We start from the raw sequence: 24,905 nt of genomic DNA, 5'->3' as shown, positions 1-24,905 counted from the left end.
CACGCCACGCGAAGGCGGGGCATCCAGTACGCCGCGGCTTCTCGATTGATCCACTACTGTCTCGGAGTACTGGATCGCCCGCCTTCGCGGGCGATGACACTGAGTATGTGGAAACAGCGTCGCGCAAAATGAAAAGAGGCGGGGTTGGGCCCCGCCTCTTCGCATCTTGCAATCCGAGTCTTCGTCTTAAGCCTGGCTCGCGACCGCCTTGCCCAGCGCGGCCTGCGCCGCTGCGAGACGGGCGATCGGCACGCGATAGGGCGAGCAGGAGACGTAGTCGAGGCCGATGTTGTGGCAGAAGGCGACGGAAGCGGGATCGCCGCCGTGCTCGCCGCAGATGCCGACCTTGAGTTTCGGGCGCGTCTTGCGGCCGCGCGCGACGCCGATCTTGACGAGCTCGCCGACGCCTTCCTGGTCGAGCGCGACGAAGGGATCGACCGACAGGATGCCCTTCGTCACGTAGGGACCGAGGAAGCTCGCCGCGTCGTCGCGGCTGATGCCATAGGTCGTCTGCGTGAGGTCGTTGGTGCCGAACGAGAAGAACTCGGCGCTCTCCGCGATCTCGGCCGCGAGCAGGCAGGCGCGCGGCAACTCGATCATGGTGCCGACCTGATAGGACAGCTTCGTGTTGGAGTCGCGCATCACCGCCTTCGCGGTGGCGTCGATGCGCGCCTTGACGAGGTCGAGCTCCATCTTGGTGGCGATCAGCGGCACCATCACCTCGAGCCCGACGGCCTTGCCAGTGCGCTTCTCGGCCTCGACGGCAGCTTCGAAGATCGCACGCGCCTGCATCTCGGCGATCTCGGGATAGGCGATCGCGATGCGGCAGCCGCGGAAGCCGAGCATCGGATTGAACTCCGAGAGCTCGCGCGCGCGGTCGGCCAGACGCCGCGGGTCGGTGTTCATGGCGCGCGCCACTTCCTCGACCTCGGCATGGGTGTGCGGCAGGAACTCGTGCAGCGGCGGGTCGAGCAGGCGGATCGTGACGGGCAGGCCCTTCATGATCTCGAACAGCTCGACGAAGTCGGCGCGCTGCATCGGCAGCAGCTTTGCGAGCGCGGCGCGGCGCGACTGCTCGTCCTCGGAGAGGATCATCTCGCGCACGGTGCGGATGCGGGTCTCCTCGAAGAACATGTGCTCGGTGCGGCAGAGGCCGATGCCTTCGGCGCCGAACTTGATCGCGGTGCGCGCGTCCTCCGGCGTGTCGCCGTTGACGCGCACGCCGATCTTGCGGACCTGGTCGGCCCATTTCATCAGCGTGCCGAACTCGCCGGACAGTTCCGGCTCGATCATCGGCATGCGGCCGGCCAGCACCTGGCCGAGCGAACCGTCGATGGTGATGACGTCGCCGGTCTTGAAGGTGCGGGAGCCGATGCTCATGGTGCCGCGGCCGTAATCGACGCGGATGGTGCCGCAGCCGGAGACGCAGGGCTTGCCCATGCCGCGCGCGACCACCGCCGCGTGCGAGGTCATGCCGCCGCGGGTGGTCAGGATGCCTTCGGCGGCGTGCATGCCGTGGATGTCTTCCGGGCTGGTCTCGATGCGGACCAGAATGACCTTGCGTCCGTCGCCCTGAAGCTTGGCCGCCTCGTCCGAGGAGAACACGATCTCGCCGGAGGCCGCACCCGGCGAGGCCGGCAGGCCGGTCGCGATGACGTCGCGCTTGGCGTCGGGGTCGATGGTCGGATGCAGCAGCTGGTCGAGCGAGGCAGGATCGATCCGCGTCACCGCTTCTTTCTTCGAGATCAGGCCTTCATTGGCGAGCTCGACCGCGATGCGCAAGGCCGCCTTGGCGGTGCGCTTGCCGCCGCGGGTCTGGAGCATCCACAGCTTGCCCTGCTCGACCGTGAACTCCATGTCCTGCATGTCGCGGTAGTGCTTCTCGAGCAGCGTGTAGATCCGCGTCAGCTCCTTGAAGGCTTCCGGCATCGCCGCTTCCATCGAGGCCTTGTCGGAGCCGGATTCCTTGCGCGCTTCCTCGGTGATGTCCTGCGGCGTGCGGATGCCCGCCACCACGTCCTCGCCTTGCGCGTTGATCAGGAATTCGCCGTAGAGCTTGCTCTCGCCGGTCGAGGGATTGCGGGTGAAGGCAACGCCGGTCGCCGACGTCTCGCCCATGTTGCCGAACACCATGGCCTGTACGTTGACCGCGGTGCCCCAGGATTCCGGAATGTCGTGCAGCTTGCGATAGGTCACCGCGCGCGCGTTCATCCAGGATGAGAACACCGCGCCGATCGCACCCCAGAGCTGGTCGTGCGGGTCCTGCGGGAATTCCTTGCCGGTCTCGCGCGCGACCGCGTCCTTGTACTTGCCGACCAGACCGACCCAGTCCTCGGCGGTGAGGTCCGTATCGAGCGTATAGCCCTGGCTGTCCTTGAAGGTGTCGAGGATTTCCTCGAAGTGATGATGCTCGAAGCCGAGCACCACGTCCGAATACATCGTGATGAAGCGGCGATAGCTGTCATAGGCGAAGCGGCGGTCGCCCGACAGTTCTGACAGCGCTTCGACGGTCTCGTCGTTGAGGCCGAGGTTGAGCACGGTGTCCATCATGCCCGGCATCGAGGCGCGCGCGCCGGAGCGCACGGAGACGAGCAACGGGTTCTTCGAATCGCCGAACACCTTGCCGGTCAACTTGCCGACATAGTCGAGCGCCTTCTCAACCTGCGACTGCAACTCCTTCGGGTAGGACTTGTCGTGCGCGTAGAAATAGGTGCAGACCGAGGTCGGAACGGTGAAACCCGGAGGCACCGGCAGGCCGAGATTGGCCATCTCGGCGAGGTTGGCGCCCTTGCCGCCGAGCAGGTCGCGCATTTCCGAGCGGCCCTCGGCCTTGCCGTCCCCGAAGGTGAACACCCATTTGCCGGCCTTGGCCGCCACAGGCGCCGCCTTCTTTGCCGCGGGCTTCGGCGCGACCGGCTTGGTCACGGCCTTTGCAGCGACTTTGGCGGCGGGCTTTGCGGCCGGCTTGGCTCCGGCCTTCTTAGCTGCCTTGGCGACCGGCTTCGGCGCGCTCTTGGCCAGCGCCTTGCGGGCTGGCGGCGCAGCTTTCGCGGCGGCGGAGGACTTTGATTTCGCTGGTATTTTCTTAGGCTTCGAGGCGGCTTTGGCCATAGCTTGCACACAACCTGCGAGAGGAAGGGGAAATCGCGGGCCTTACACCACTTTGGGAGGGCCCGCGCAAGTCGAAGAGTTCCGGAAAATGAAGGCCTAGAGATGGAGCCACTTCAACAATCCGAGCCCGATCGCACCATTTATGATGAGGAAGATGGCGACGATCAGGTTCAGCAGGCGCGGCATGATCAGGATAAGCACGCCCGCAAGCAGCGACAGAAGCGGCGAGATGTGGGCGACGGTGATGTGCATGAATTGTCTTTCTGTGCGTTAAGGCGAATCGCGGCCAGATCATAGCGGACCGGGTTCCGCGGGTAGAGACGCACAAGCGCCGCCTGGGTTCCCCCCTTCGCGAAAACTGCCCGAAAATGCCGCGAATGCGGCAGGGCATTTTCCGGAACATCGTGCGCGTCGCAGCATTGGCAACCGGTCGCGCCAGTGGCGCTTCCCGAAAACCTTCTCGAAGGAGTTGTCCATGCGGAACAGGATTCTTGCTCTTGCAGCGCTCGCGGCCGCGATTGGCTCGCCCGTCGCGGCGCAGGCGCAAAGCGGTGTCACGGTGGGACGCGCGCCCGTCGTGGTCGACAGCAGCCCTACAATTGCGGTCGATCAGCGGCCGGCCTTCCGCGAATATGTCGTCGAACAACGTGTGCCGGCCTTCCGTATCCCGGATCGCGTGGTGGTCGGCTCTACGTTACCCGAGACCGGCATCACCTATTATGACGTGCCGCAACGTTTCGGCGCCACCACCTATCGCTACACCGTCGTGAACGGCGAAACCGTGCTGGTCGAGCCGCGCTCGCGACGCATCGTCGAGGTGATGGACTAGCGAGATGATGAACTAATCAGTCCAACTCGATGTCCGGCGCGTCACTTCAATCAGGCTGGCGCGAGCAGTGTTAATCGGACATCAGGCCCCGCCCGGTATCCCCCCGCCGGGCGGGGCTTTTTTTGGCCGTCATTCCGGGGCGCGCGAAGCGTGAACCCGGAATCTCGAGATTCCGGGTTCGATGCTTCGCATCGCCCCGGAATGACAGTGATGTTGCCGCGCGAGCGCGCCTCAATCCTGGATCTTTGAGAAATCCGCGACCGCGCGCGTGGCGCTGCGGATCTCGTTGAGCAGCTTCAGGCGGTTCTCGCGCACCTTCGCATCGTCGTCGTTGACGCGCACCTTGTCGAAGAACGCATCGACCGGCGGACGCAGCTTTGCCATCGCGCTCATCGCAGCCGCAAAGTCCTCCCTGGCGACGGCGGCGCTCGCTTCCACCTGCACCTCGCCGATCGCCTTCGCCAGCGCCTTTTCCTCGTCGAGGCTGTAGAGCGCGGCATCCGGCGAACCGGCGAAGCTACGCTTATCCTTCTTCTCCTCGATCGAAAGGATGTTACTGGCGCGCTTGGTGCCGGCAAGCAGGTTCTTGCCGTCGTCGCTGTCGAGGAATTTTCCGAGCGCTTCGACACGGCGCACGATCATCAAGAGATCGTCCTGGCCGCCGAGCGCGAACACGGCATCGACGAGATCGTGCCGAGCGCCCTGCTCGCGGAGCTGCACCTTGAGACGATCGGCGAAGAAGGCGAGCAGATCGCCTGGAAGCCTCGAAGCATCGGCCGACTTCACCGACAAGCCGGCGAGTGCGGACGCCGCAACCTTCATGAGCGACAAACGCAAATTATTCTCAGCGATCAGCCGGATCACGCCGAGCGCCGCACGCCGCAGCGCATACGGGTCCTTGCTGCCGGTCGGCTTCTCGTCGATCGCCCAGAAGCCGACGAGCGTGTCGAGCTTGTCTGCAAGCGCCACCGCAACGCTGACCGGATCGGTTGGCACGCGATCCGTGGGACCTTGCGGCTTGTAGTGCTCCTCGCAGGCCGCGGCGACGGACGCGTCCTCGCCCTGGGCCAACGCGTAGTACTTGCCCATCAGGCCCTGCACCTCCGGGAATTCGCCGACGACTTCGGTCAGCAGATCCGCCTTCGCGAGATGCGCGGCGCGCGTCGCCTTAGCGACATCCGCGCCCACCAGCGGCGCGATCTCGGCGGCGAGGCGCTCAATGCGCTTGATGCGCTCCGCCTGCGTACCCAGCTTTTCGTGGAACACGATCTGATCGAACTTCGGCAGCCGATCCTCGAGCTTCGTTTTGAGATCGGTCTCGTAGAAGAACTTCGCATCCGACAAGCGCGGACGGATCACGCGCTCGTTGCCTGATACGATGACCTTGCCGCCGTCGGCAGCCTCGATATTTGCGGTGAGGACGAACTTGTTGGTCAGCTTGCCCGTCTTCGCATCCCTGACCACAAAGCATTTCTGGTTGTTGCGGATGGTGGCGCGGATCACCTCTTCCGGGATCGCGAGATATTCGGCTTCGAACGATCCCATCATGACGACGGGCCATTCGACGAGGCCGGAAACCTCGTCGAGCAGCACCTGATCCTCGACCAGCTCGAAGCCCTGCGCGAAGGTCAGCTCCTTGGCGTCGGCAAAGATGATGTCCTTGCGCGCCTGCGGATCGAGGATGACTCTTGCCGCCTTCAGCTTCGTCTCATAGTCCTCGAAGCGGCGCACGTTGATCGCCGCCGGTGCCATGAAGCGATGGCCGTAAGTGGTCTGGCCGGTCTCGATGCCGTCGACTTCGAACTTGACGACATCCGGCTCTTCCGTCTCCGGCCCGAAAGTCGCGGTGATCGCATGCAGCGGACGCACCCAGCTCAGCGAGCCCGGCTTGCCCGAGCGCGCGCCCCAGCGCATCGATTTCGGCCAGGGGAAGGTGCGGATGATGACGGGCAGGATTTCCGCAAGCACGTCGATCGCGTCGCGGCCGGCTTTCTCGATCAAGCCGATGTAGAAATCACCCTTCGGGTCGCGCTGGATCTTGGCTTCATCCAGCGATTTCAGGCCTGTGGCTTTCAGAAAGCCCTGCACGGCCGCATCGGGCGCGCCGACTTTCGGTCCGCGGCGCTCGGTCTTCAAATCGGGCTGGCGCACGGGGATTCCGTGCACGGTGAGCGCAAGGCGGCGCGGCGTCGCGAATGCCTTCGCACCCTCATAGACGAGACCTTCGGCCACGAGCTTGTCGGTGACCATGCGGCGCAGATCGTCGGCCGCCTTGGCCTGCATGCGCGCGGGGATTTCTTCCGAGAACAGTTCAAGCAAAAGTTCGGGCATCAGGCCGCTCCGCCCGCTTCAGTATGGATCCAGGCCTCGCCGCAGGCTTTTGCCAATTCGCGCACACGCAAGATGTAGCTCTGGCGCTCCGTCACCGAGATCACGCCGCGCGCGTCCAAGAGGTTGAAGACATGGCTCGCCTTGATGCACTGGTCGTAAGCGGGCAGCGCCATCAGATGCGCCTCGCGCTTATCGTCCTTCCAACCGGCGTCGAGGTATTTCCTGCAGGCCGCCTCCGCCATCTTGAACTGCTCGAACAGCATCGCGGTGTCGGCGACTTCGAAATTGTGCTTCGAATATTCCCGCTCGGCCTGCAGGAAGACGTCGCCATAGGTGACCTTGGCGTCGCCGTCGCGGCCGTTGAAGTTGAGGTCGTAGACGCGGTCGACGCCCTGCACATACATCGCGAGGCGCTCGAGCCCGTAGGTGAGCTCGCCCGCGACCGGCGCGCATTCGAAGCCCGCGACCTGCTGGAAATAGGTGAACTGGCTCACTTCCATGCCGTCGCACCAGCACTCCCAACCGAGGCCCCAGGCGCCCAGCGTCGGGCTCTCCCAGTCGTCCTCGACGAAGCGGATGTCGTGCACGGCGGAGTCGATGCCGATCGCCGCGAGCGACTTCAGGTACAGCTCCTGCAGGTTCGGCGGCGACGGCTTCATGATCACCTGAAACTGGTAATAATGCTGCATCCGGTTCGGATTCTCGCCGTAGCGGCCGTCCTTGGGCCGGCGCGAGGGCTGCACATAGGCCGCGTTCCACGGCTTCGGGCCGAGCGCGCGCAGCGTCGTCGCCGGATGGAAGGTCCCCGCGCCCATCTCCATGTCGTAGGGCTGCAGGATCACGCAGCCCTGCTCGGCCCAGAACCGCTGGAGCGCGAGGATGAAGCCCTGGAACGAGCGTTCCGGGCGCATATGGGCGGGCAATGAGTCGTCCATCGTCAGATCAGGCTCTCGCGGGGGGTTTTGAATCGCGCGGGACCGTATCGACGGCTGGGACGGGAATCAAGGCAAAGGGGGGCGGATTCGGGCCAGGCGGGACGGTCCGGTCAGGTGGGCAAAGCGAAGCGTGCCCACCATCGTCACCACGATTGCGGAAGGGAATGGTGGGCACGGCGCAAGAGCGCCTTTGCCCACTCTTGGCGCCGGCTATCCCGGCCGGTAAGCCCCAGTCACGGGGTCACGTTTCAGCGTCTGGATGGTCCCCATATGGGCGGCCTCGGCGACGCGCGACAAGCGCATCTCCTCCAGCTCCTGGTTGATCCGGACAGCGGTCTTGTAGGCCCAGCGGACCACGGCAAGCCCGCCCAGGACGCCCGCGAAAGCGACGAACGGCGGCATCGGTCGATCCTTGTTAAGTGCTCAGCCCCCACGCACATTCTTGCGCAGACCGAGCCGCGCCGCAATTGGCTCGGCGCGGACCAAATGGCGCGGGAGGCCACGGCCTAGAACCCGAATTTTGCCCAAATCGCCCGCGTCTCGACCGCCGAGATCAGATCGTCCGGCAGGCCGGCCATTGATTCCATGGCCGAAAGCTGCCCCGCGCCGGCCGATTTCCGCCCTATAAGGCCGGACAGCAAACCGGTCGGCTGAGCAATCACGGGGGTGAGAACCTTCTCGCCGTAGCGGGCACGAAGAGTTGAGCGGAGATCGCCGATGCTGTCGGCGAGCCCGAGCGCGATCGAACTCTCGCCGGCCCAGTATTCCCCCGTGAACAGCGTGTCGTCGGTGCCCTTGAGGCGCGCGCCGCGGCTCTCCTTCACCAACGCAATGAAGATCTGGTGGATCTCGCGCTGGATCGCCTTCAGCTTGCCGACATCGTCGGGGTTCTCCGGCAGGAACGGGTCGAGCATCGCCTTGTGCGAGCCGGCGGTGTAGAGCCGCCGCTCGATGCCGAGCCGCTTGATCGCCTCCTGGAAACCAAAGCTGCCGCCGACCACGCCGATCGAGCCGAGGATGGAGGACGGATCGCAGATGATCTCGTCGCCGGCGCAGGCGATCATGTAGCCGCCGGAGGCCGCGACGTCCTCGACGAACACCAGCACCGGCAGCTTCTTCTCCGCCGCAAGCTGCTTGATGCGCAGATAGATCTGGCGCGACTGGACCGGCGAGCCGCCGGGCGAGTTGATCACCAGCGCCACCGCCTTGGCGTTCCGATACGAAAACGCCCGCTCCAGCACCCGCGCGACACCCGCAAGCGACATGCCCGGGCGCAGCGGCGTCACCGCGCCGATCACCCCGGACAGCCGCACCACCGGCACCACCGCCGTGCCGGGACGGAATCGCGCCGGCAGATATTGCATGAGCTTGTCGGCCAGGCCGGAACCCTCACGATCGTTCAATTGTTCGGCCATGCCGTTACCTCTGCTTAACCATTTCTTATCACGCGACTGTCATTGGAAGTGCCCGGAACGTGTTTTGCAGATTTCCCGTTGGGAGGCTGCAATGAGGCAGCGGAGAACACCATGAAAATCTATCTGCTGATGCTGCTGATCGGTGCGCTGTTCATGGCGATCCGCCTGACGACCCCGCAAGAGCAGCAGTCGGAATCGCTTCCGCAGTAAGCGGTCACAGCTCGGCCAGCGGCAACACCGCTCTCCCCTCCAGAATTTCTGTGACCTGATTTTTGGGCACGCCTGACTCGTCGTTGAGCATCAGGCCCGGCAGCAGTCGCGTCGGAGCCCGCCCCCCTTTGACCGCGCGCACCAGCACGCGGATCGCGGGCCGTCCCGCCTCGCCGTGAACCGGCAGGATCGACAGGCTGCCGAAGCCGCGTGACAGCGCTGCCAGAACCTCGCCGACCCCATCGGCACGCCAGATCAATGTCAGCGCGCCATTCGATCGGAGGATGCGCCGCGCCGCATGCACCCATGCATTCAGCGTCTCTTCCGTCGCCACATGCGCGGTGTGGCGCATCCGATCGGGCGAGCCGCGATGGCGTGCGGGATCGTTGAAGGGCGGGTTCATCAGCACCACGTCGACGCTGTCGGGCAGCAGCCCGTCTGCCGCAAACGCCCGCGCGTCCGCCGTGACGTCGAGCACGATCGTCTCGGCGGCAATTCCATTCGCTGCCGCATTGGCGCGCGCGAGCTCCGCCAGCTCCGGATCGATCTCGATCAGGCTTAGCCCGATACCGGCGACGCGCCGGCCGAGCGCCAGCCCGGCGGTGCCGATGCCGGCGCCGAGATCGACCACGCGGTCGCCCGCCCGCGCTTCCGTCGCCGCCGCGAGCAAGATGGCGTCATGCCCGGCACGGTGGCCGGACCGCTTCTGCCTCAGCAGCAACCGGCCGCCGAGAAAGGCGTCCTCGGTAATGACTGCCGAGGCGTCACTCATCGCCGCGCAGTTCGTGGCTGAGGCCGGCCTCGGTGAGCAGTTCCCTGGCTTCCTGGGCGTCGTCCTCATGGACCAGGATCCGCCGCGGCAAAATGCCGAGCGAGCCCTCGATGATGCTCATGTTCTGGTCCAGCACCAGATGATGGATGTTGGCGCCGTCGAGCAGCGCGCCGATCGCCGACACCAGCACCATATCGTTGGTTCGAACCAGTTCACGCAAAACACAGATCTCCTGCCTGAAAGGGGTTTGAAGGCAAATGTCAATGGTTCCGCAGCACTTGCCGCATCCGTCGCCAGTTTCTATTGTATTTCCATCAGAATAGCCCTTCCGGGGCAAATATTGGAGACCGGCGTGGCCGTCATCGTACCTTTCGAAACTCCCGGCGCGTCGATCGAAGAGCTGGTTGCCCTTGTCGCGCCCGACATGGAGCGCGTCAACGCCACGATCCTGTCGCGGACCGGTTCGGACGTGACCATGATCCCGGAGGTCGCCAACCATCTGATCTCCTCCGGCGGCAAGCGCCTGCGGCCGATGCTGACGCTCGCCATGGCCAATCTCGCCGGTTACGCCGGCGACGGTCACATCAAGCTCGCCGCCTCCGTCGAGTTCATGCATACCGCGACCCTGCTCCATGACGACGTGGTCGACGAGAGCGAGATGCGCCGCGGCAAGCTGTCGGCGCGCATGCTCTGGGGCAACGAGGCGAGCGTGCTGGTCGGGGACTTCCTGCTCGGCCAGGCGTTCCGCATGATGGTCGAGGTCGGTTCGCTCCGTGCGCTCGACATCCTCTCCGCCGCGGCCGCCACCATCGCCGAGGGCGAGGTGATGCAGCTTGCAGCCGCCAAGAACACCGCGACCACCGAGGACGAATATCTCGCCGTGATCCGCGGCAAGACCGCCGAGCTGTTTGCCGCCGCCTGCGAGGTCGGCCCCGTCATCGCCAACCGCCCGAAGGCGGAGCAGACCGCCTGCCGCTCGGTCGGCATGAATCTCGGCATCGCCTTCCAGCTCGTCGACGACGTGCTCGACTATGGCGGCAAGAGCGCCAAGCTCGGCAAGAACACCGGCGACGATTTCCGCGAGGGCAAGATCACGCTTCCGGTGGTGCTCGCCTTCCGCCGCGGCAACGACACCGAGCGCGCGTTCTGGATCCGCGCGCTGGAGCGCGGCGAGATCGGCGATGCCGACCTCGACCACGCCATCGGCCTGATGAACAAGCACCGCGCCCTCGAGGACACGCTCAGCCGCGCCCAGCACTACGGCGCCATGGCCGTCGACGCGCTGGCGCTGTTCCCGTCCTCGCCGATGAAGAGCGCGCTGGAGCAGGTGGTGGCGTTCTGCCTGGCACGGTCGCACTAGGCTTTCGCGCTTAGAGCACAAGTGCTCTTCACATCATCGGCGTCGTCCCGGCGAAGGCCGATGAAATAGCGCCCGACTGCATCAACACGCGTCATTGCAAGCGCAACGAAGCAATCCAGTCTGCCTCCACGGCAAGACTCTGGATTGCTTCGCTGCGCTCGCAATGACGGAGTATGGCGCCCCGCCATCGTTCGCCAACCTCCCGCTAAAAGGCAGCGACACCTTCAATTGCGGCCTCGCCTTCATGGCCCTTCGGCCCGCTCCCCCTCTCCCACTACGGCTCGCCAAGTAACTTGCATTTTGCAAGTTACTTCCCTACCTTCCCGCCATGCAGCCCAAATCCCCTTCCATCCTGGAATGTCCGGTCGGCCGCGCCGTGGAGACGGTCGGCGAATGGTGGAGCATCCTGATCCTGCGGGATGCCTTCCAGGGCGCGACGAAGTTCGACGAGTTCCAGCAAAGCCTCGGCATCGCGCCGAACATCCTGTCGCGGCGCCTTGCCCATCTCACCGAGAGCGGCATGTTCGTCCGCCGCCGTTACTGCGAACGCCCGCCGCGTTACGAATATGTGCTGACGGAGAAGGCGCGGGATTTCTTTCCCGTGGTCGTGGCGCTGCTGGCCTGGGGCAACAAGCATCTCGCGCCCAAGGGCGAATCCATCGTGCTGGCGAACCGGAGCGATGTTCGCCCGTTCGATCCGGTCGTGGTCGATGCCGCCGACATGCGCCCGATCACCCTCGCCAATGCGGTCGTCGTCCCGGGTCCCCGCGCCAGCCGCGGGATGCGCGCGCGGCTCGCTTCGCTCAAGGCCATGAACCCGGCCGTCGCGCCGGCTGGAGACTGACATGCGTCGTATCGTCGTGACAGGCATGGGCGCAGTATCGCCGCTCGGCTGCGGTGTGGAATTGTCCTGGCGGCGTTTGCTCGCTGGTCAAAGCGGGCTGCGGCCCCTGCGCGAATGGGCGCAGGCGCTGCCGGCGCGCATCGCCGGTCTCGTGCCCGACAAAGCCGACGATGCCGAAGGCGGTTTCGATCCGGCACAGGCGGCCGCGCCAAAAGACCAGCGCAAGATGGACCGCTTCATCCTGTTCGCGCTGCTCGCCAGCGCAGAGGCCGTCGCGCAGGCCAAATGGGCGCCAGAGGACGCAGCAGCGCTGGAACGGACCGCGACGATCATCGCTTCCGGCGTCGGCGGCTTCCCCGCGATGGCGGAGGCCGTGCGCATCACCGAGCAGCGCGGCGCGCGCAGGCTCTCGCCGTTCACCATCCCCTCGTTCCTCGCCAATCTCGCCGCCGGCCACGTCTCGATCAAATACGGCTACAAGGGCGCGCTGGGTACGCCCGTCACCGCCTGCGCCGCCGGCGTCCAGGCGATCGGCGATGCCGCGCGCATGATCCGCGCCGGCGAGGCCGATGTCGCGATCTGCGGCGGCGCGGAGGCCTGCATCGACATCGTCAGCCTCGGCGGTTTCGCCGCGGCCCGCGCGCTGTCGAGCTCCTTCAACGACGAGCCCGCGCGCGCCTCCCGCCCGTTCGATCGCGACCGCGAGGGATTTGTCATGGGCGAAGGCGCCGGCATCCTGGTGATCGAGGAGCTGGAGCATGCGCTGGCGCGCGGCGCCGCGCCGATCGCCGAGATCATCGGCTACGGCACGACGGCGGATGCCTATCACATGACGTCCGGTCCGCCAGACGGTGACGGCGCCCGCCGTGCGATGGAGATCGCGCTCCGGCAGGCGAAGCTTGCGCCCGCGGATTTGCAGCACCTCAATGCGCATGCAACCTCGACGCCGGCCGGCGACGAGAGCGAGCTCGGCGCCATCGCCGCGCTGTTCGGCCGCAACCGGAACATTGCCGTGAGCGCGACCAAATCGGCCACCGGCCATCTGCTCGGTGCCGCCGGCGGCCTCGAGGCGATCTTCACCGTCCTTGCCCTGCGCGACCAGGTCGCGCCGCCGACACTCAATCTCGAAAACCCCGATCCGGGCGCTGACGGCATCGACATCGTCGCAGGCAGCGCGCGGCCGATGCCGATGCTCAACGCGATCTCCAACGGCTTCGGCTTTGGCGGGGTGAATGCCAGCGTGATCTTCCGCCGGATCGGCTAGACAAGAGGCCTTGCAATCGCGGCAAGCTTCGTTACCAAAACGGGATGATCGAAACGAATTTCTGGCTGTTCCTGGCCGCAGCCTGTCTCATCGCCGCCGTTCCCGGCCCCGGCATTTTCTACGTCGCGGCACGGACCTTATCCGAAGGGCGCGCCAGCGGTTTTGCCTCGACCGCGGGCACGGCGCTGGGCGGGCTGGTTCATGTCGTCGCGGGCAGCCTCGGCATCTCCGCGATCATCCTTGCCAGCGCCGAGCTGTTTGCCGCCGTAAAATTCATCGGCGCGCTCTACCTGGTCTGGCTCGGCATCAAGACCTTCCGCAGTGCCGGCCGCGCGTTGTCGCTGGAGAGCGAGCCCGTCGGCGACAGGCGCGCATTCCGCGACGGCGTACTGGTCGAGGCGTTGAACCCGAAGACCGCCGCATTCTTCCTCGCCTTCATTCCGCAGTTTCTCGATCCCGCGGGACCGAGCCCCACGCTGCAATTCATCGTGCTCGGCGCGATCTCGGTGATCCTGAACACGCTCGCCGATGTCGTCGTGGTGCTGATGGCAACTGCAACGCGCACGCAGCTGATTGGACGGCCGCATCTGATGCGGCGTCTCACCCAAGGGTCCGGCGTCTTCATCGCGGGCCTCGGCCTCTCTCTCGCGCTGGCGCGCCGGCCGGCAAATGGATAGCACCCCGCAAAGCCGCTTCTATGAGTCACACGGCCTGCGGCTGCACTATGCCGACTGGGGCAATGACGGCTTGCCCGTCGCCATCCTGGTCCACGGCGGCCGCGATCACTGCCGGAGCTGGGACGTCATTGCCCGGTCGCTGCAACCGCATTTTCACGTGATCGCGCCCGACCTGCGCGGTCATGGCGATTCCGACTGGACCAAGGGCGGCAGCTACGCGCTGACGGAGTATGTGTACGACCTCGCACAGCTCGTCCGTTCCATCGCAGCGCCTCAGGTGACCCTCATCGGCCATTCGATGGGCGGCATGGTGAGCCTGATCTTTTCAGGCTCATTCCCCGAGCTGGTCTCGAAGCTGGTCGTGCTCGACGGCGTGACGATGCTGCCGGATACGCCAAAGCCGCCGGCGCATGAGCGCATCGGCAAATGGGTCGGCCAGCTCGACAAACTGCACGACCGCACGCCGCGCCGCTATTCGACCCTCGCGGACGCGGCCGCGCAGATGGTGCTTCACAACAAGCGGCTGTCCCGCGAGCTCGCGCTGCACCTCGCCACCCACGGCGCGCGGCAGAACGAGGACGGCACCTACAGCTGGAAGTTCGATCCCTATCAGCGCGCCAGTGCGCCGCACCGGCTCTGGCCGGACGACCACGTCGCGCTGTGGTCGCGCATCACCTGCCCGACGCTGCTGCTGAACGCCGGTGAAAGCTTTCTGGCCGGCGCGAGGGCGGCAGGCCTGGAGCGCTAATTCCCGCAGGCGCGCGTCGAGACCATCGCCGGGGCCGGACACTGGCTGCAGCATGACAAGCCGCAAGAGGTAGTGGGAGAGATCCGAAAGTTTCTCGGACTGGCCGACGAAAGCAACGGCTAGCTCAACCGCCGTAGGGTGGGCAAAGCGAAGCGTGTCCACCACTTCGATCACACGACCTGGATGCATGGTGGGCACGACGCTATCGCGCCTTTGCCCACCCTACGGCAGTGTCGCAGCTACGACAGTCGCGCTTAGCTCAGCGTCCCCGCATGAACCCACCAGCCGGAGTGATCCCGCCGGATCTTTTCGGCCGCGGCATGCGCTTCGTTCGCTGCGCCATAGACCGCAAAGCACGTCGCACCCGAGCCGGACATGCGGGCGAGCTTGACGCCGGCGGAGTCGCGCAAGGCGTTCAGCACCTCGCCGATCACGGGCTCGATCCGCAGCGCAGGCGCTTCGAGATCGTTGGGTACGTTTTCGAGGACGTCGACCCAATCGGCAATCGATCCACCCTCTTCCGGCCAGGCCGGAGCTCCGAGGACCGATGTGGCACCAACCAGCAATTCGCCGTTGCGCAGGCCCAACTCCTTGAACACGTCCTTGGTTGCGACCGGCACGCGCGGATTGACCATCACGCAGGGCATGCTCGGCAGCGCGAGCGGCAGCAGCTGCTCGCCGACACCGGTCATGTCGCAGGCACGCGAGAACAGGCACACCGGCACGTCGGCGCCGGTCGCGAGCGCGACCTTCTGCAAGCGCGGATCATCGAGCGACAGATTGTTGAGACGCGCGAGCAGCCGCAGCGCCGCCGCGGCATCGGCCGAGCCGCCGCCGATGCCGGCGGCAACAGGCAGCACCTTGTCGAGCGCGAAGGCGCCCAGCTTCAGGCTCGGCACGGCCTCGGCCAGAAGCTTGGCCGCCTTGAACACGAGATTATCCGCGGTGTCGCCGCAGGCGGCGGCCAGCGGCCCAGTGGTGGCGAGCTTCAACTCACCGCCCGGCTCGAGCGTGAGCCTGTCGGCGCAATCGGCAAACGCGACCACGCTTTCGAGATCATGATAGCCGTCGGCACGACGACCCACGACGCGAAGGCTCAAATTGACCTTCGCCCGTCCTTCTTCAACCAACGCCGGCATTGACGCCACGCCCCCAGAACTCACTTGTTAGTCGCGCATGATCTTGCCGGAAAACCGCTACACGCTTTTCCGGGTCATGCGGATCAGCCGCCCTTGCCGTCGTCCTTCTTCTTCTCGGCCTGCGCCGCCGAAGAGTTCGAATTGTCCTCGGTGAGACCGTTGGCGATCTTGGCCTCGATCTTCGGGAGCTCATCCGGCTCGGGCTTGAGATCGCGGGCGTGCGCCCACTGGAATTTGGCTTCCAGCGTGCGGCCAACGCGCCAATAGGCGTCGCCGAGGTGATCGTTGATGGTGGGATCCTCGGGCTTGAGGTCGATCGCGCGCTCGAGGTTCTTCACCGCCTCTTCGTAATTGCCTATGCGGTAGTAAGCCCAGCCGAGGGAGTCGACGATGTAGCCGTCGTCGGGACGCTGCTCGACGGCGCGCTTGATCATCTTCATGCCTTCGTCGAGATTGATGCCCTGGTCGATCCAGGAATAGCCGAGATAGTTGAGGACGTGCGGCTGGTCAGGCTGGAGCTCGAGCGCCTTCTTCATGTCGGCCTCGGCCTTGCTCCATTCCTTGGAGCGCTCCTCGCAGATGCCGCGATAATAGTACCAGACGCTGTTGGCCTTGTCGTTGCCGGCAGGCAGCACCTCGATGCCCCGCGAATAGGTCGCACCGCAATCGCCGAACTTCTTGCGGCCGCGCTCGATGTTGCCGAGCGCCATGATGGCTTCGAGATCCTTGGAATCGTCTGATGTGACGCCCTTGAGGATCTTGATCGCCTCGTCGGTGCGGTCGGCGGAGTCGAGATCGATGGCGAGCTGGATCTGCGCATTGCGCTTCAACGGCGAGGTCGCCGGCACGCGCTCGTAAACCTTGATCGCCATCTGCGGCCGCTTCACCGATTCATAGAGATCGGCGAGCGAGAGCAGCGCCAGCGGATGGGTCGGCTGAAGATAGAGCGAGAGCTGGAGATAGACCAGCGCCAGATCCTCGCCGCCGCGGCGGGTCAGCGTGGCGCCGATGCCGTACAGCGCTTCGGCGGCACCGGCTTGCGCGGAGTCGGCGAGCGGCGGCATCTTCTTGCCGGCCTTGGTGTCGCGCAGGCCTTCCACGATCAGCGGATGGCGGGCGAGCTTCTTGTCGAAAGCCTGGTAGACGGCGGTCGCGGCCGCCGAGTCCTTGTTGCGCGACAGCCAGCGCGCATAGGCCTCGGTGACGCGCAGCATGGAATCGTCGAGCTTGTAGGCGCGCTCGAAGCGGGTGCCGGCGTCCTTCTCCTTGCCGGAGAGCTCGAGGATCATGCCGGCATGGAGGTCCTTGAACAGCGGATACCATTCCGGACCGGCGAGCTTGTCGATGGTGGCGACACCGCCCTTGGCATCGCCCGCACCATAGGCGGCCCAGCCCGACAGCAGCGTGGCGACGAGATCGGTGATCGGACCGCGGATCGACTGGTTGATGTTGGTTTGCGCGGTCGCGTATTTCTTCATCTTGAGATCGTGCACCCCGACGACGAGACGCGCGACGCGGTTGGTCTTGTCGATGGTGAGGATGCGCTCGGCGAGCTTGACGGCCTCGTCGATGTCGCCGTCGGCAACCGACGAGATGAAGGCGCGGTCGAGCAGTTCGTTGTTCTTCGGATCGGTGCGGAGCGCCGAGCGGTAGAAGGCGGCGGCGGAGGCCGCGTCGCGTTCGACGCTGGCGTGGCGGGCGGCGAGATAGCTGCCGGCGCCGGTGAGCGACTTCAGATCGTTCCGGGTCGGAAACTGCGCCGCCGTGTCGGACGGATGGTCCGGCGTCTGCGCCAGGACCGCGCCGGGGACCGTCGCGATCGCGGTGCCCATGAGGGCGATGGCGGCAACAGTCCAGCGGTTGAAACGATTTGAGAACATCAGGGCTCGCCTTGAGTTGGTAGTGCCTGGGTTTGCAGCAGAAGGCCGTATCGCATGCGAACGCGGCCGGTGGCATCGGGACCCGGAACCGTCGGGCCGACAATGCCGCTTTTGGCGCTTCGCCGCAAGGATTCGGGCATGCGATCCCCTCCGCGCGTCCCAAATCGGCCGACAACGCCCCAAGACGCTGCCAGTATGGCCTTATCGTGGCCGGGGACCCTCACCGCGGCCCGGTTCTCACGCGAACGTGCGTCACAATGCCGGGGGGCATGTCGCATCGGCCCCGGCTTGATCGCCCCGGTCCAATTGTCCCGGCTTACATCGCCTCGTAGTTCGGGCCGCCACCGCCTTCGGGGGGAACCCAGGTGATATTGCCGTTGGGGTCCTTCACGTCGCAGGTTTTGCAGTGGACGCAATTCTGGGCGTTGATCTGGTAGCGCGGGCTCGCGCCTTCCTCGACCCACTCGTAGACGCCGGCCGGACAATAGCGGTTCGAGGGACCGGCGAAGACGTCGTGCTCCGAGGTCTTCTGCAGGTTCATGTCCGCGACCTTCAGATGGACCGGCTGGTCCTCCTCATGGTTGGTGTTGGACAGGAATACCGACGAAAGCTTGTCGAAGGAGATTTTGCCGTCCGGCTTCGGGTAGTTCTTCGGCGCGTGGCTCTTGGCCGGATCGAGCGTGGCACGATCGGGCTTGGCATGCGACAGCGTGCCGAACAGCGAGATGCCGAACAGCTGATTGGTCCACATGTCGATTGCGCCAAGGGGCACGCCGAGGAAGGTGCCGAACTTCGACCACAGCGGCTTGACGTTGCGGATCCTGAAAAGGTCCTTGCCGACCGCGGAATCGCGCCAGGCGTTCTCGTAGGCGACGACCTCGTCATTGGCACGACCTTCGGCGAGCGCGGCGGCGAGATGCTCGGCCGCGAGCATGCCGGTGCCCATCGCGTTGTGGACGCCCTTGATGCGGGGGACGTTGACGAAGCCGGCCGCGCAGCCGACCAGCGCGCCGCCCGGGAAGGTCAGCCGCGGCACCGATTGGTAGCCGCCTTCGGTGATGGCGCGCGCGCCATAGGCGAGACGCTTGCCGCCTTCGAACACGTCGCGGATCGAGGGATGGGTCTTGAAGCGCTGGAATTCATCGAACGGCGACAGATACGGATCGTCGTAGTTGAGATGCACGACGAAGCCGACCGCGACGCGGTTGTCGTCGTAGTGATAGAGAAACGAGCCGCCGCCGGTAGAGTTGTTGAGCGGCCAGCCGAACGAGTGCTGGATCAGGCCCTTCTTGTGCTTGGCCGGATCGATCTGCCAGACTTCCTTCAGGCCGATGCCGAACTTCGGCGGTTCGCTCTTGGCGTCGAGCTGATACTTCGCGATCAGCTGCTTCGACAGCGAGCCGCGCGCGCCTTCGGCGAACAGCGTGTACTTGCCGAGCAGCTCCATGCCGCGGGTGTAGGAGTCCTTGTGCGTGCCATCCCTGGCGATACCCATGTCGCCGGTCGCGATGCCCCGCACCGCGCCCTTGTCGTCATAGAGCACTTCGGCTGCGGCAAAACCCGGATAGATCTCGACGCCGAGCGCTTCCGCCTTCGGCGCGAGCCAGCGGCAGACATTGCCGAGCGAACCGATGTAGCAGTGATGATTGCTCATCAGCGGCGGCATCGCGAAGCCCGGCAGCTTGATGCGGTTGTCGCCGAACATCCAGTAGAAGTGGTCGTCCTTGACCTGGGTCTTCAGCGGACAGTCGGCATCCTCGCGCCAGTCCGGGATCAACTTGTCGAGCGAGATCGGATCGATCACCGCACCGGAGAGAATGTGCGCGCCGACCTCGGAACCCTTCTCGACCACGACGACGTTGAGATCGGCGTTGAGCTGCTTCAGCCGGATCGCCGCGGCGAGGCCCGAGGGGCCGGCGCCGACGATGACGACGTCGAATTCCATGGATTCGCGCGGAGGCAGTTCTTCGGTGCTCATCTGATCTCAGCCCTTGAGACGTTCTAAGGTCGTTTGCGCCCCCTTGTTTCCGATTTTTCCGGGCAGGACAACCACGGAAATGCATTTCGCTGGGATGCAAGGCACCTTAAGATGAACTAATAGTCTGACTTTCCAAAATGATACCCGAACCCGCACCCACCGTCCGAGAGCTTCTCGCCTTCTATCTGGAGGCCGGGGTCGATTGCGCGCTCGCGGAGGAACCGATCGACCGCCTGGCGGAATTGGACGCTCCGCCGCCGGCCCCGCGCGCGGCCCCTCCGGTCGAGGCGCCGCGACCCGTCTCCGCGCCGGCGGTGATGCGCGGCGAGGCCGCACCCGCGCCCGACGTCGCCATCGCCTCCGCACGCGAGGCCGCACGCACCGCGCCGACGCTCGAGGCGCTACGCGAGCTGATGCAGGGCTTCGAAGGCTGCGCGCTGAAGCACACCGCGACACGGCTGGTGTTCGCCGACGGCAATCCGCAGGCGCGCATCATGTTCGTCGGCGAGGCGCCGGGCCGCGACGAGGACATCGAGGGGCTGCCCTTCGTCGGGCGCAGCGGCAAGCTGCTCGATCTGATGATAGGAGCCATCGGCCTCAACCGCACCACCGCCTACATCGCCAACGTGATTCCCTGGCGGCCGCCGGGCAACCGGACGCCGACGCCGCAGGAGACCCAGGTGTGCATGCCATTCATCCAGCGCCAGATCGAGCTGGTGAATCCCGACGTGCTGGTGACGCTCGGCAATCCCTCGACGCAGACGCTGCTGTCGACGCGCGAAGGCATCATGCGCACCCGCGGGCGCTGGTTCGAGTACGAGACCGGCCAGCGCACTATCCGCGCGCTACCGACGTTCCATCCGGCCTATCTGTTGCGCTCGCCGTCGTACAAGCGGCTGGCCTGGCAGGATCTGCGGGCGATCGCGAAGGTGCTGGCGGGATAGAGAGCTGTCGTAGGGTGCGCAAAGGCGCGAAGCGCCGTGCCCACCATCAAGCCTATCCCGCGTAGCGATAGAGGTGGTGGGCACGCTTCGCTTTGCCCACCCTACAATTCACGTTCCCTTTGGCCGCACGATCGCCCAGCCGATGCGCAGCAGCTGCTGGCGGCCGGTGACGAGCCATTCGAAGGCGCGCGGCACCTCCGGCACGATGCCGGGGAAGCGCGCGAGGATTTCGGGCGGCGGCGTGCCGGCGGTATCGGAGGCGCGCCAGACCACGACGCCGCCGGTCTCGGCGAATTTGGACTGGCTCATCCACGGGGTGCGCGCGGGCTGGGCATCGATGAAGAGATGCGGCCGGCCGGAATGCAACGTGATCAGGCTCGCAAGCTGGGTCTCGCCGGCGACCGCGCGCAGGCGATGGTTGGTGCGGCGGGCAAAGCTCTCGTCGAAGAAGTCCGAAATCGCGCGCGCCGGCATCGAGGTCGCGATCTCATTGGCGCCGGTCCAGGGCAGGAACAGGACGGCAAGCACGACGCCGGCTGCGGGTGCCGCCACGGCGGCAGCCCACACCGTCCGCAGCATCCGGGCGCGGCGCATCGCGATGAGGTCGCCCGCCGTCACGACGACGGCAAGGCCCGACATCACCAGCACGACGCCGGCGCCGCCGACGACGGCATCGAGCCCGAGCACGCCGGAGATCAGCACCGCGCCGAGCGCAGGCGCCAGCGCGAAGAAATAGACAAAATTGCGCGCCAGCGGCGCGACCGGCGGGCGGTAGATGATCGGTGCCTCCTCGCCCTTGGCGACGAAAAGGCCGGTGTTGAGGAAGGTCAACGCCGGGATCGCCGCGGCCCCGAGCACGAGCCCGCCAAGCAGCCAGGCCGCGTGCAGCGCGCGAGCGTTCAACTCGGCGACTTGCGGCAACGTCGGCAGGACCAGCGTCTCGGCGCGCATCAGCCAGACCGCGTAGGGCAGCGCCAGCACCGCGACGACGATCAGCGCGAACAGCGGATCGAGCGCGCGCAATGTGCGGCGGCCGCCGGCGGTCGAGATCGCGAAGACCACGAGCAGCAGCAGGAGGAAGATCGCCGCGGGTGTCGTCAGCAGCAACAGGCCGGCCTCGATCGACCAGGCGAACCAGGCGTTGCCGCGGCGCTGGCCGATGATCTGCCAGGAGTGCAGCAGCAGCAGCGCCCAGAGCGGCCGCGCCAGCACCAGCGGGCCGAAGTCGAGCGCGGGCGAGGAGAAGGCCAGCACCGTCATGGTCAGCAGCACGGCCAGCACCGCCTGCTGTGAGCCGACCACGGCGCGGGAGAGATGATAAAGCGCGACGAAGGTCGCGATCTCGCAGAGCTGGGCGAGCACATAGACGCCGAACACGTGGCCGCCGGCGGCGCGGTAGGCGATGTCGGCAAGCCAGATCGGCAAGGGCGGGCCGAGATCAGTGCCGACCTGGTATTCGCGGCCGAACGCGAGCAGCGTCGCCAGCGTGCCGGGCGGGCTGCGATAAAACACCAGCGCCACGAACAGCCACATCGCGGCCTGGAGCAGCACGGCGATCCACACGATCAGCCGCGGCTGGGCGCGAATGAGCTCGATGACCAGGGAGGTAAACCGCATGCAACGTCCGAAAGATGCAGCCAACTCGTCCAGCCGGCCCTATTCGCTCACATCTGTTTTGATAAAGTGCGTCACGCGTTGTGGCAACGACAGTCTGCCCTAGAGGTTCGCGGAAGCATCGAATTCGACGGCCGCTTCCACCTGCACTTCCATCTCGGTGACGGCAAACAAGTCCCGGACCGGCTCGATCGTCCAGGGCATGTGCTTGGCGCGGGCGGCGGCGACGGGGGCGAAGAAGCTGCGGTGGTGGACGGTCGGACCGAGGCGGTCGAGCGCGTCGAGGTGCTCGGGAACGGCATAGCCCTTGTGCTGCTCGAAGCCATAGCCGGGGCAGTCCTGCGCCAGCGCGCACATCAGGCGGTCCCGCGTCACCTTGGCGATGATCGAGGCCGCGGCGATCGACAGGACGATGCCGTCGCCGCCGATCACGGCCTCGCAGTCGCAGGCGGTGTCGAGCCGATCGCGGCCATCGACGAACACGTGGCGCGGCGAATCGGGCAGCGCCACCACGGCGCGCTTCAGCGCCCACAGCGAGGCACGCAGGATGTTGTCGCGGTCGATCCGGGAGCGCGAGGCGACGGCAACCGAGACCTGCGCGGTGGCGCAGATCTTGTCGAATAGCCTTTCCCGCTCCTCGGCCGTCAGGCGCTTGGAATCGTCGATGCCGCGCGGAATGCGGTCCGGGTCGAGAATCACCGCGGCGGCCACCACGGGTCCGGCGAGCGGCCCGCGGCCGGCCTCGTCGCAGCCAGCGACCGGCCAGACCCCGCGTTTGATCAGCGCGCGCTCGCGGCGAAAGCTCGGCGGCGCAATCGCGATGATACCTTTCCTGCCGGCCGGGGCCTTGATGGCGGGAGGCTTGGCCGCCTTCGCGGGCGCTGCCTTCCTTGCGGCGTCCTTCTTTGGCGCGTCTTTGGCCGGCTTCTTGGCGGACTTGTCCCGAATCATGGCCGGGATCGTGCGCAAGCAGCCCGGCCGGCGCAACCGGGAACCCCTCGCAATTCCCGTTATTCAGACGAGCCCTACTCGGCCAGATGCACCCGCCGGTCCTCACCGACCTCGATGCCCGGCGCGACCACGACCTCCCAGGGATGGCCGTCGGGATCGGCGAAATAGCCGGAATAACCGCCGTAATCGGTCTCATGCGCCGCTTTCAGCAGCTTCGCGCCCTTGCCGAGCGCGAAGGCCAGCACCGCATCGACCTCGTCGCGCGTGGCGCAGTTCCATGCGAGCGTCATGCCGCGGAATGTCGTCGGCCTCGGATCGTCAGGCAGCTTGGCGTCTGCCGCGAGCTTGTCCCAGTGAAACAGGGCGAGCACCGGGCCTCCGGTATCGTAGAACGCGACGGCCTCGCCGGTCGCCTTCAGCCGGCGCGAGAAACCCAGCGCGTCATAAAAGGCGATGCTGGCGCGAATGTCGCTCACGCCGAGGGTGATGACGGTGAGCCGCGGCACCGGCACAGTGAGTTCCTTGCTCATGCAACGCCTCTTCCACTTCCCGATCAGAACAGGCTGAGCTGATCGCCGTTCCGCTTCGGCCTTGCAAAGTGATCCGTCGTCAGCTTCGAGCGCCGCTTGTTCAGACCAAGCCTGTCGCAGGCGATCTCGAAGCGGCGGCCGATGGTCCAGGCCATCGGTCCCGTGCCCTTCATCCGCTCGCCCCATTTCGCATCGTAATCGCGGCCGCCGCGCATGTCGCGGATCAGTGTGAAGACGTGGCGATAGCGGTCCGGATAATTGGCCATCAGCCATTCGCGGAAGAGATCGCGCACCTCCAGCGGCAGCCGCAGCAGCACGTAGGAGGCTTCCTTGACGCCGGCATGGGCTGCTGCGTCGAGAATGCGCTCGATCTCGGAATCGTTCAGCGCGGGGATGACAGGCGCGACCATCACGGTGGTCGGAATGCCGGCCTCCGAAAGCTGCTTCAGCGCCTCCAGCCGCTTCGGCGGCGTCGAAGCCCGCGGCTCCATGGTGCGCGCGAGTTTCGGATCGAGCGAGGTGACCGAGATCGCGACCTTGGCGAGGTTGCGCTTGGCCATGCGCGCGAGAATGTCGATGTCGCGCACCACCAGCGCCGACTTGGTGACGATGCCGACGGGATGGCTGGCGCGCTCCAGCACTTCGAGAATGCCGCGCATGATTTTGCGCTCGCGCTCGATCGGCTGATAGGGATCGGTGTTGGTGCCGATCGCGATCATCCGCGGCTCGTAGCCTGGCGCGGCGAGCTCCTTCTCGAGCAGCGCCGGCGCCTCGGGCTTGACGAACAGCTTGGACTCGAAGTCGAGCCCCGGCGACAGGCCGAGATAGGCATGCGTCGGCCGCGCGAAGCAGTAGACGCAGCCGTGCTCGCAGCCGCGATAGGGATTGATCGAGCGGTCGAAGCCGATGTCGGGGGACTCGTTGCGGGTGATCACCTTGCGCGAGGTGTCGACGCCGACACTGGTCTTGAACGGCGGCAGCTCCTCCAGGCTCTGCCAGCCATCGTCGAAGGCGACGCGCGCCTCGGCTTCAAAGCGGCCGCTGGCATTGGATTGAGCGCCCCGCCCTCGCCTGCGCGCGCGGTCGATGGCGACGCCAAGTTCTGGAAAATCGGCGGGAAAATCAGAGTCCGCACCCGCCGGCTCGGAGGGCGCCGTGACCGGCGGGTGCTTGAGAGCATGAGAGGATGCTGGACTCATGAAGCCAAGATAGCACGCCAAAGGAACAAATCAAGAACACAAACAAAAAACGTGGGAACAACCCCATGCGCAGTAGCCGCCCAAATTTCGGGCTCGGTCCTTTGACCTCACGCAACATGGCCGTCGCGGCAATCCGGTTCGATGCCGGACAGGGATCAATCGTCGCGGAACACA

21 protein-coding genes and 1 pseudogene are annotated in these 24,905 nt (G+C 65.9%); 7 read left to right on the top strand and 15 right to left on the bottom strand.

Going from position 1 to position 24,905, the window contains the following annotated elements:
• Positions 1 to 186: 186 nt before the first annotated feature.
• Positions 187 to 3,111 carry a pyruvate, phosphate dikinase gene (gene ppdK / locus NLM25_RS11120; RefSeq protein WP_254116922.1) on the bottom strand — a complete coding sequence of 975 codons (2,925 nt, stop codon included), beginning with the start codon at positions 3,109 to 3,111 and terminating at the stop codon, positions 187 to 189.
• A 96-nt stretch (positions 3,112 to 3,207) separates the two neighbouring features.
• A complete protein-coding gene (locus tag NLM25_RS11115) occupies positions 3,208 to 3,363 on the bottom strand; it encodes a DUF3096 domain-containing protein (RefSeq protein WP_014497329.1) in 156 nt (51 codons plus the stop codon).
• A 223-nt stretch (positions 3,364 to 3,586) separates the two neighbouring features.
• On the opposite strand from NLM25_RS11115, the gene NLM25_RS11110 reads away from it, so the two are divergent.
• The gene (locus tag NLM25_RS11110; RefSeq protein WP_254116921.1) at positions 3,587 to 3,940 is read left to right on the top strand and encodes a DUF1236 domain-containing protein; all 354 of its coding nucleotides are present in this window, start codon (positions 3,587 to 3,589) and stop codon (positions 3,938 to 3,940) included.
• A 231-nt stretch (positions 3,941 to 4,171) separates the two neighbouring features.
• Here the strand turns inward: NLM25_RS11110 and glyS are convergent, their stop codons facing one another.
• The 6 genes from glyS to NLM25_RS11080 form a co-directional block, all read right to left on the bottom strand.
• Positions 4,172 to 6,271 carry a glycine--tRNA ligase subunit beta gene (gene glyS / locus NLM25_RS11105; protein ID WP_254136967.1) on the bottom strand — a complete coding sequence of 700 codons (2,100 nt, stop codon included), beginning with the start codon at positions 6,269 to 6,271 and terminating at the stop codon, positions 4,172 to 4,174.
• Positions 6,271 to 7,206, bottom strand: coding sequence for a glycine--tRNA ligase subunit alpha (locus NLM25_RS11100; protein WP_254136966.1), 936 nt, complete (start codon positions 7,204 to 7,206; stop codon positions 6,271 to 6,273). Before NLM25_RS11100 ends, glyS begins: the two co-directional genes overlap by 1 nt.
• Before the next feature lie 210 nt (positions 7,207 to 7,416).
• Entirely contained in the window at positions 7,417 to 7,608 is a 192-nt protein-coding gene (locus tag NLM25_RS11095; RefSeq protein WP_254136965.1) for a hypothetical protein, read from the bottom strand.
• 104 nt (positions 7,609 to 7,712) lie between these two features.
• A complete protein-coding gene (locus NLM25_RS11090) occupies positions 7,713 to 8,621 on the bottom strand; it encodes a S49 family peptidase (protein ID WP_254136964.1) in 909 nt (302 codons plus the stop codon).
• 214 nt (positions 8,622 to 8,835) lie between these two features.
• A complete protein-coding gene (locus NLM25_RS11085) occupies positions 8,836 to 9,603 on the bottom strand; it encodes a tRNA1(Val) (adenine(37)-N6)-methyltransferase (protein ID WP_254136963.1) in 768 nt (255 codons plus the stop codon).
• Entirely contained in the window at positions 9,596 to 9,823 is a 228-nt protein-coding gene (locus NLM25_RS11080; RefSeq protein ID WP_018323354.1) for a DUF2007 domain-containing protein, read from the bottom strand. Before NLM25_RS11080 ends, NLM25_RS11085 begins: the two co-directional genes overlap by 8 nt.
• Positions 9,824 to 9,955: 132 nt before the next feature.
• Between NLM25_RS11080 and NLM25_RS11075 the strand changes: the two genes are divergently transcribed.
• The 5 genes and pseudogenes from NLM25_RS11075 to NLM25_RS11055 all read left to right on the top strand — a co-directional run bounded on the left by NLM25_RS11075 (position 9,956) and on the right by NLM25_RS11055 (position 14,619).
• A complete protein-coding gene (locus NLM25_RS11075; protein ID WP_254116916.1) occupies positions 9,956 to 10,963 on the top strand; it encodes a polyprenyl synthetase family protein in 1,008 nt (335 codons plus the stop codon).
• A gap of 328 nt (positions 10,964 to 11,291) precedes the next feature.
• Positions 11,292 to 11,807 (top strand): helix-turn-helix domain-containing protein, encoded by a 516-nt coding sequence (locus NLM25_RS11070; RefSeq protein ID WP_254136962.1) that lies wholly within the window; start codon positions 11,292 to 11,294, stop codon positions 11,805 to 11,807.
• Between the two features lies 1 nt (position 11,808).
• Positions 11,809 to 13,071, top strand: coding sequence for a beta-ketoacyl-ACP synthase II (gene fabF, locus NLM25_RS11065; protein ID WP_254136961.1), 1,263 nt, complete (start codon positions 11,809 to 11,811; stop codon positions 13,069 to 13,071).
• A gap of 44 nt (positions 13,072 to 13,115) precedes the next feature.
• Positions 13,116 to 13,748 (top strand): LysE family translocator, encoded by a 633-nt coding sequence (locus tag NLM25_RS11060; protein WP_254136960.1) that lies wholly within the window; start codon positions 13,116 to 13,118, stop codon positions 13,746 to 13,748.
• Positions 13,741 to 14,619 (top strand): annotated as a pseudogene (locus NLM25_RS11055) (alpha/beta fold hydrolase). The gene NLM25_RS11060 and the pseudogene NLM25_RS11055 overlap by 8 nt, the downstream one beginning before the upstream one ends.
• Before the next feature lie 131 nt (positions 14,620 to 14,750).
• Here NLM25_RS11055 and NLM25_RS11050 read toward each other — a convergent pair.
• From NLM25_RS11050 to NLM25_RS11040, 3 genes are all read right to left on the bottom strand, one after another.
• Positions 14,751 to 15,635 (bottom strand): 4-(cytidine 5'-diphospho)-2-C-methyl-D-erythritol kinase, encoded by an 885-nt coding sequence (locus tag NLM25_RS11050; RefSeq protein WP_254136959.1) that lies wholly within the window; start codon positions 15,633 to 15,635, stop codon positions 14,751 to 14,753.
• A gap of 83 nt (positions 15,636 to 15,718) precedes the next feature.
• A complete protein-coding gene (locus NLM25_RS11045) occupies positions 15,719 to 17,515 on the bottom strand; it encodes a tetratricopeptide repeat protein (RefSeq protein ID WP_254116910.1) in 1,797 nt (598 codons plus the stop codon).
• A 316-nt stretch (positions 17,516 to 17,831) separates the two neighbouring features.
• Positions 17,832 to 19,493, bottom strand: a complete 1,662-nt coding sequence (locus NLM25_RS11040; protein WP_254136958.1) for an electron transfer flavoprotein-ubiquinone oxidoreductase — start codon at positions 19,491 to 19,493, stop codon at positions 17,832 to 17,834.
• Positions 19,494 to 19,630: 137 nt separating this feature from the next.
• Here NLM25_RS11040 and NLM25_RS11035 point away from each other — a divergent pair, with 137 nt between their 5' ends.
• A complete protein-coding gene (locus tag NLM25_RS11035) occupies positions 19,631 to 20,437 on the top strand; it encodes a uracil-DNA glycosylase family protein (protein WP_254136957.1) in 807 nt (268 codons plus the stop codon).
• A gap of 108 nt (positions 20,438 to 20,545) precedes the next feature.
• On the opposite strand, the gene NLM25_RS11030 is transcribed toward NLM25_RS11035, so the two are convergent.
• The 4 genes from NLM25_RS11030 to NLM25_RS11015 form a co-directional block, all read right to left on the bottom strand.
• Positions 20,546 to 22,054: a glycosyltransferase family 39 protein gene (locus NLM25_RS11030; protein WP_254136956.1), complete on the bottom strand. Its 1,509-nt coding sequence runs from the start codon at positions 22,052 to 22,054 to the stop codon at positions 20,546 to 20,548.
• 99 nt (positions 22,055 to 22,153) lie between these two features.
• Positions 22,154 to 23,002 (bottom strand): ribonuclease HII, encoded by an 849-nt coding sequence (locus tag NLM25_RS11025; protein ID WP_254136955.1) that lies wholly within the window; start codon positions 23,000 to 23,002, stop codon positions 22,154 to 22,156.
• A 74-nt stretch (positions 23,003 to 23,076) separates the two neighbouring features.
• Positions 23,077 to 23,532 carry a VOC family protein gene (locus NLM25_RS11020; RefSeq protein ID WP_254136954.1) on the bottom strand — a complete coding sequence of 152 codons (456 nt, stop codon included), beginning with the start codon at positions 23,530 to 23,532 and terminating at the stop codon, positions 23,077 to 23,079.
• 23 nt (positions 23,533 to 23,555) lie between these two features.
• Positions 23,556 to 24,731, bottom strand: coding sequence for a PA0069 family radical SAM protein (locus tag NLM25_RS11015; protein WP_254116904.1), 1,176 nt, complete (start codon positions 24,729 to 24,731; stop codon positions 23,556 to 23,558).
• Between the last annotated feature and the right edge of the window lie 174 nt (positions 24,732 to 24,905).

Origin of the sequence: Bradyrhizobium sp. CCGB01 (genome assembly GCF_024199795.1) — a bacterium.
GTDB lineage: Bacteria > Pseudomonadota > Alphaproteobacteria > Rhizobiales > Xanthobacteraceae > Bradyrhizobium.
Note: the sequence above shows the minus strand (reverse complement) of the source record. Positions and strands in the feature narration are given on the sequence as shown.

What these genes read in the sequence shown, in the direction of transcription:
- NLM25_RS11090 (WP_254136964.1), bottom strand. Translation starts at nt 8,621, where the DNA reads ATGGCCGAACAATTGAACGATCGTGAGGGTTCCGGCCTGGCCGACAAG.
- NLM25_RS11030 (WP_254136956.1), bottom strand. Translation starts at nt 22,054, where the DNA reads ATGCGGTTTACCTCCCTGGTCATCGAGCTCATTCGCGCCCAGCCGCGG.
- NLM25_RS11115 (WP_014497329.1), bottom strand. Translation starts at nt 3,363, where the DNA reads ATGCACATCACCGTCGCCCACATCTCGCCGCTTCTGTCGCTGCTTGCG.
- NLM25_RS11025 (WP_254136955.1), bottom strand. Translation starts at nt 23,002, where the DNA reads ATGATTCGGGACAAGTCCGCCAAGAAGCCGGCCAAAGACGCGCCAAAG.
- NLM25_RS11040 (WP_254136958.1), bottom strand. Translation starts at nt 19,493, where the DNA reads ATGAGCACCGAAGAACTGCCTCCGCGCGAATCCATGGAATTCGACGTC.
- NLM25_RS11020 (WP_254136954.1), bottom strand. Translation starts at nt 23,532, where the DNA reads ATGAGCAAGGAACTCACTGTGCCGGTGCCGCGGCTCACCGTCATCACC.
- NLM25_RS11035 (WP_254136957.1), top strand. Translation starts at nt 19,631, where the DNA reads ATGATACCCGAACCCGCACCCACCGTCCGAGAGCTTCTCGCCTTCTAT.
- NLM25_RS11060 (WP_254136960.1), top strand. Translation starts at nt 13,116, where the DNA reads ATGATCGAAACGAATTTCTGGCTGTTCCTGGCCGCAGCCTGTCTCATC.
- glyS (WP_254136967.1), bottom strand. Translation starts at nt 6,271, where the DNA reads ATGCCCGAACTTTTGCTTGAACTGTTCTCGGAAGAAATCCCCGCGCGC.
- ppdK (WP_254116922.1), bottom strand. Translation starts at nt 3,111, where the DNA reads ATGGCCAAAGCCGCCTCGAAGCCTAAGAAAATACCAGCGAAATCAAAG.
- NLM25_RS11085 (WP_254136963.1), bottom strand. Translation starts at nt 9,603, where the DNA reads ATGAGTGACGCCTCGGCAGTCATTACCGAGGACGCCTTTCTCGGCGGC.
- fabF (WP_254136961.1), top strand. Translation starts at nt 11,809, where the DNA reads ATGCGTCGTATCGTCGTGACAGGCATGGGCGCAGTATCGCCGCTCGGC.
- NLM25_RS11015 (WP_254116904.1), bottom strand. Translation starts at nt 24,731, where the DNA reads ATGAGTCCAGCATCCTCTCATGCTCTCAAGCACCCGCCGGTCACGGCG.
- NLM25_RS11045 (WP_254116910.1), bottom strand. Translation starts at nt 17,515, where the DNA reads ATGTTCTCAAATCGTTTCAACCGCTGGACTGTTGCCGCCATCGCCCTC.
- NLM25_RS11070 (WP_254136962.1), top strand. Translation starts at nt 11,292, where the DNA reads ATGCAGCCCAAATCCCCTTCCATCCTGGAATGTCCGGTCGGCCGCGCC.
- NLM25_RS11110 (WP_254116921.1), top strand. Translation starts at nt 3,587, where the DNA reads ATGCGGAACAGGATTCTTGCTCTTGCAGCGCTCGCGGCCGCGATTGGC.
- NLM25_RS11050 (WP_254136959.1), bottom strand. Translation starts at nt 15,635, where the DNA reads ATGCCGGCGTTGGTTGAAGAAGGACGGGCGAAGGTCAATTTGAGCCTT.
- NLM25_RS11100 (WP_254136966.1), bottom strand. Translation starts at nt 7,206, where the DNA reads ATGGACGACTCATTGCCCGCCCATATGCGCCCGGAACGCTCGTTCCAG.
- NLM25_RS11095 (WP_254136965.1), bottom strand. Translation starts at nt 7,608, where the DNA reads ATGCCGCCGTTCGTCGCTTTCGCGGGCGTCCTGGGCGGGCTTGCCGTG.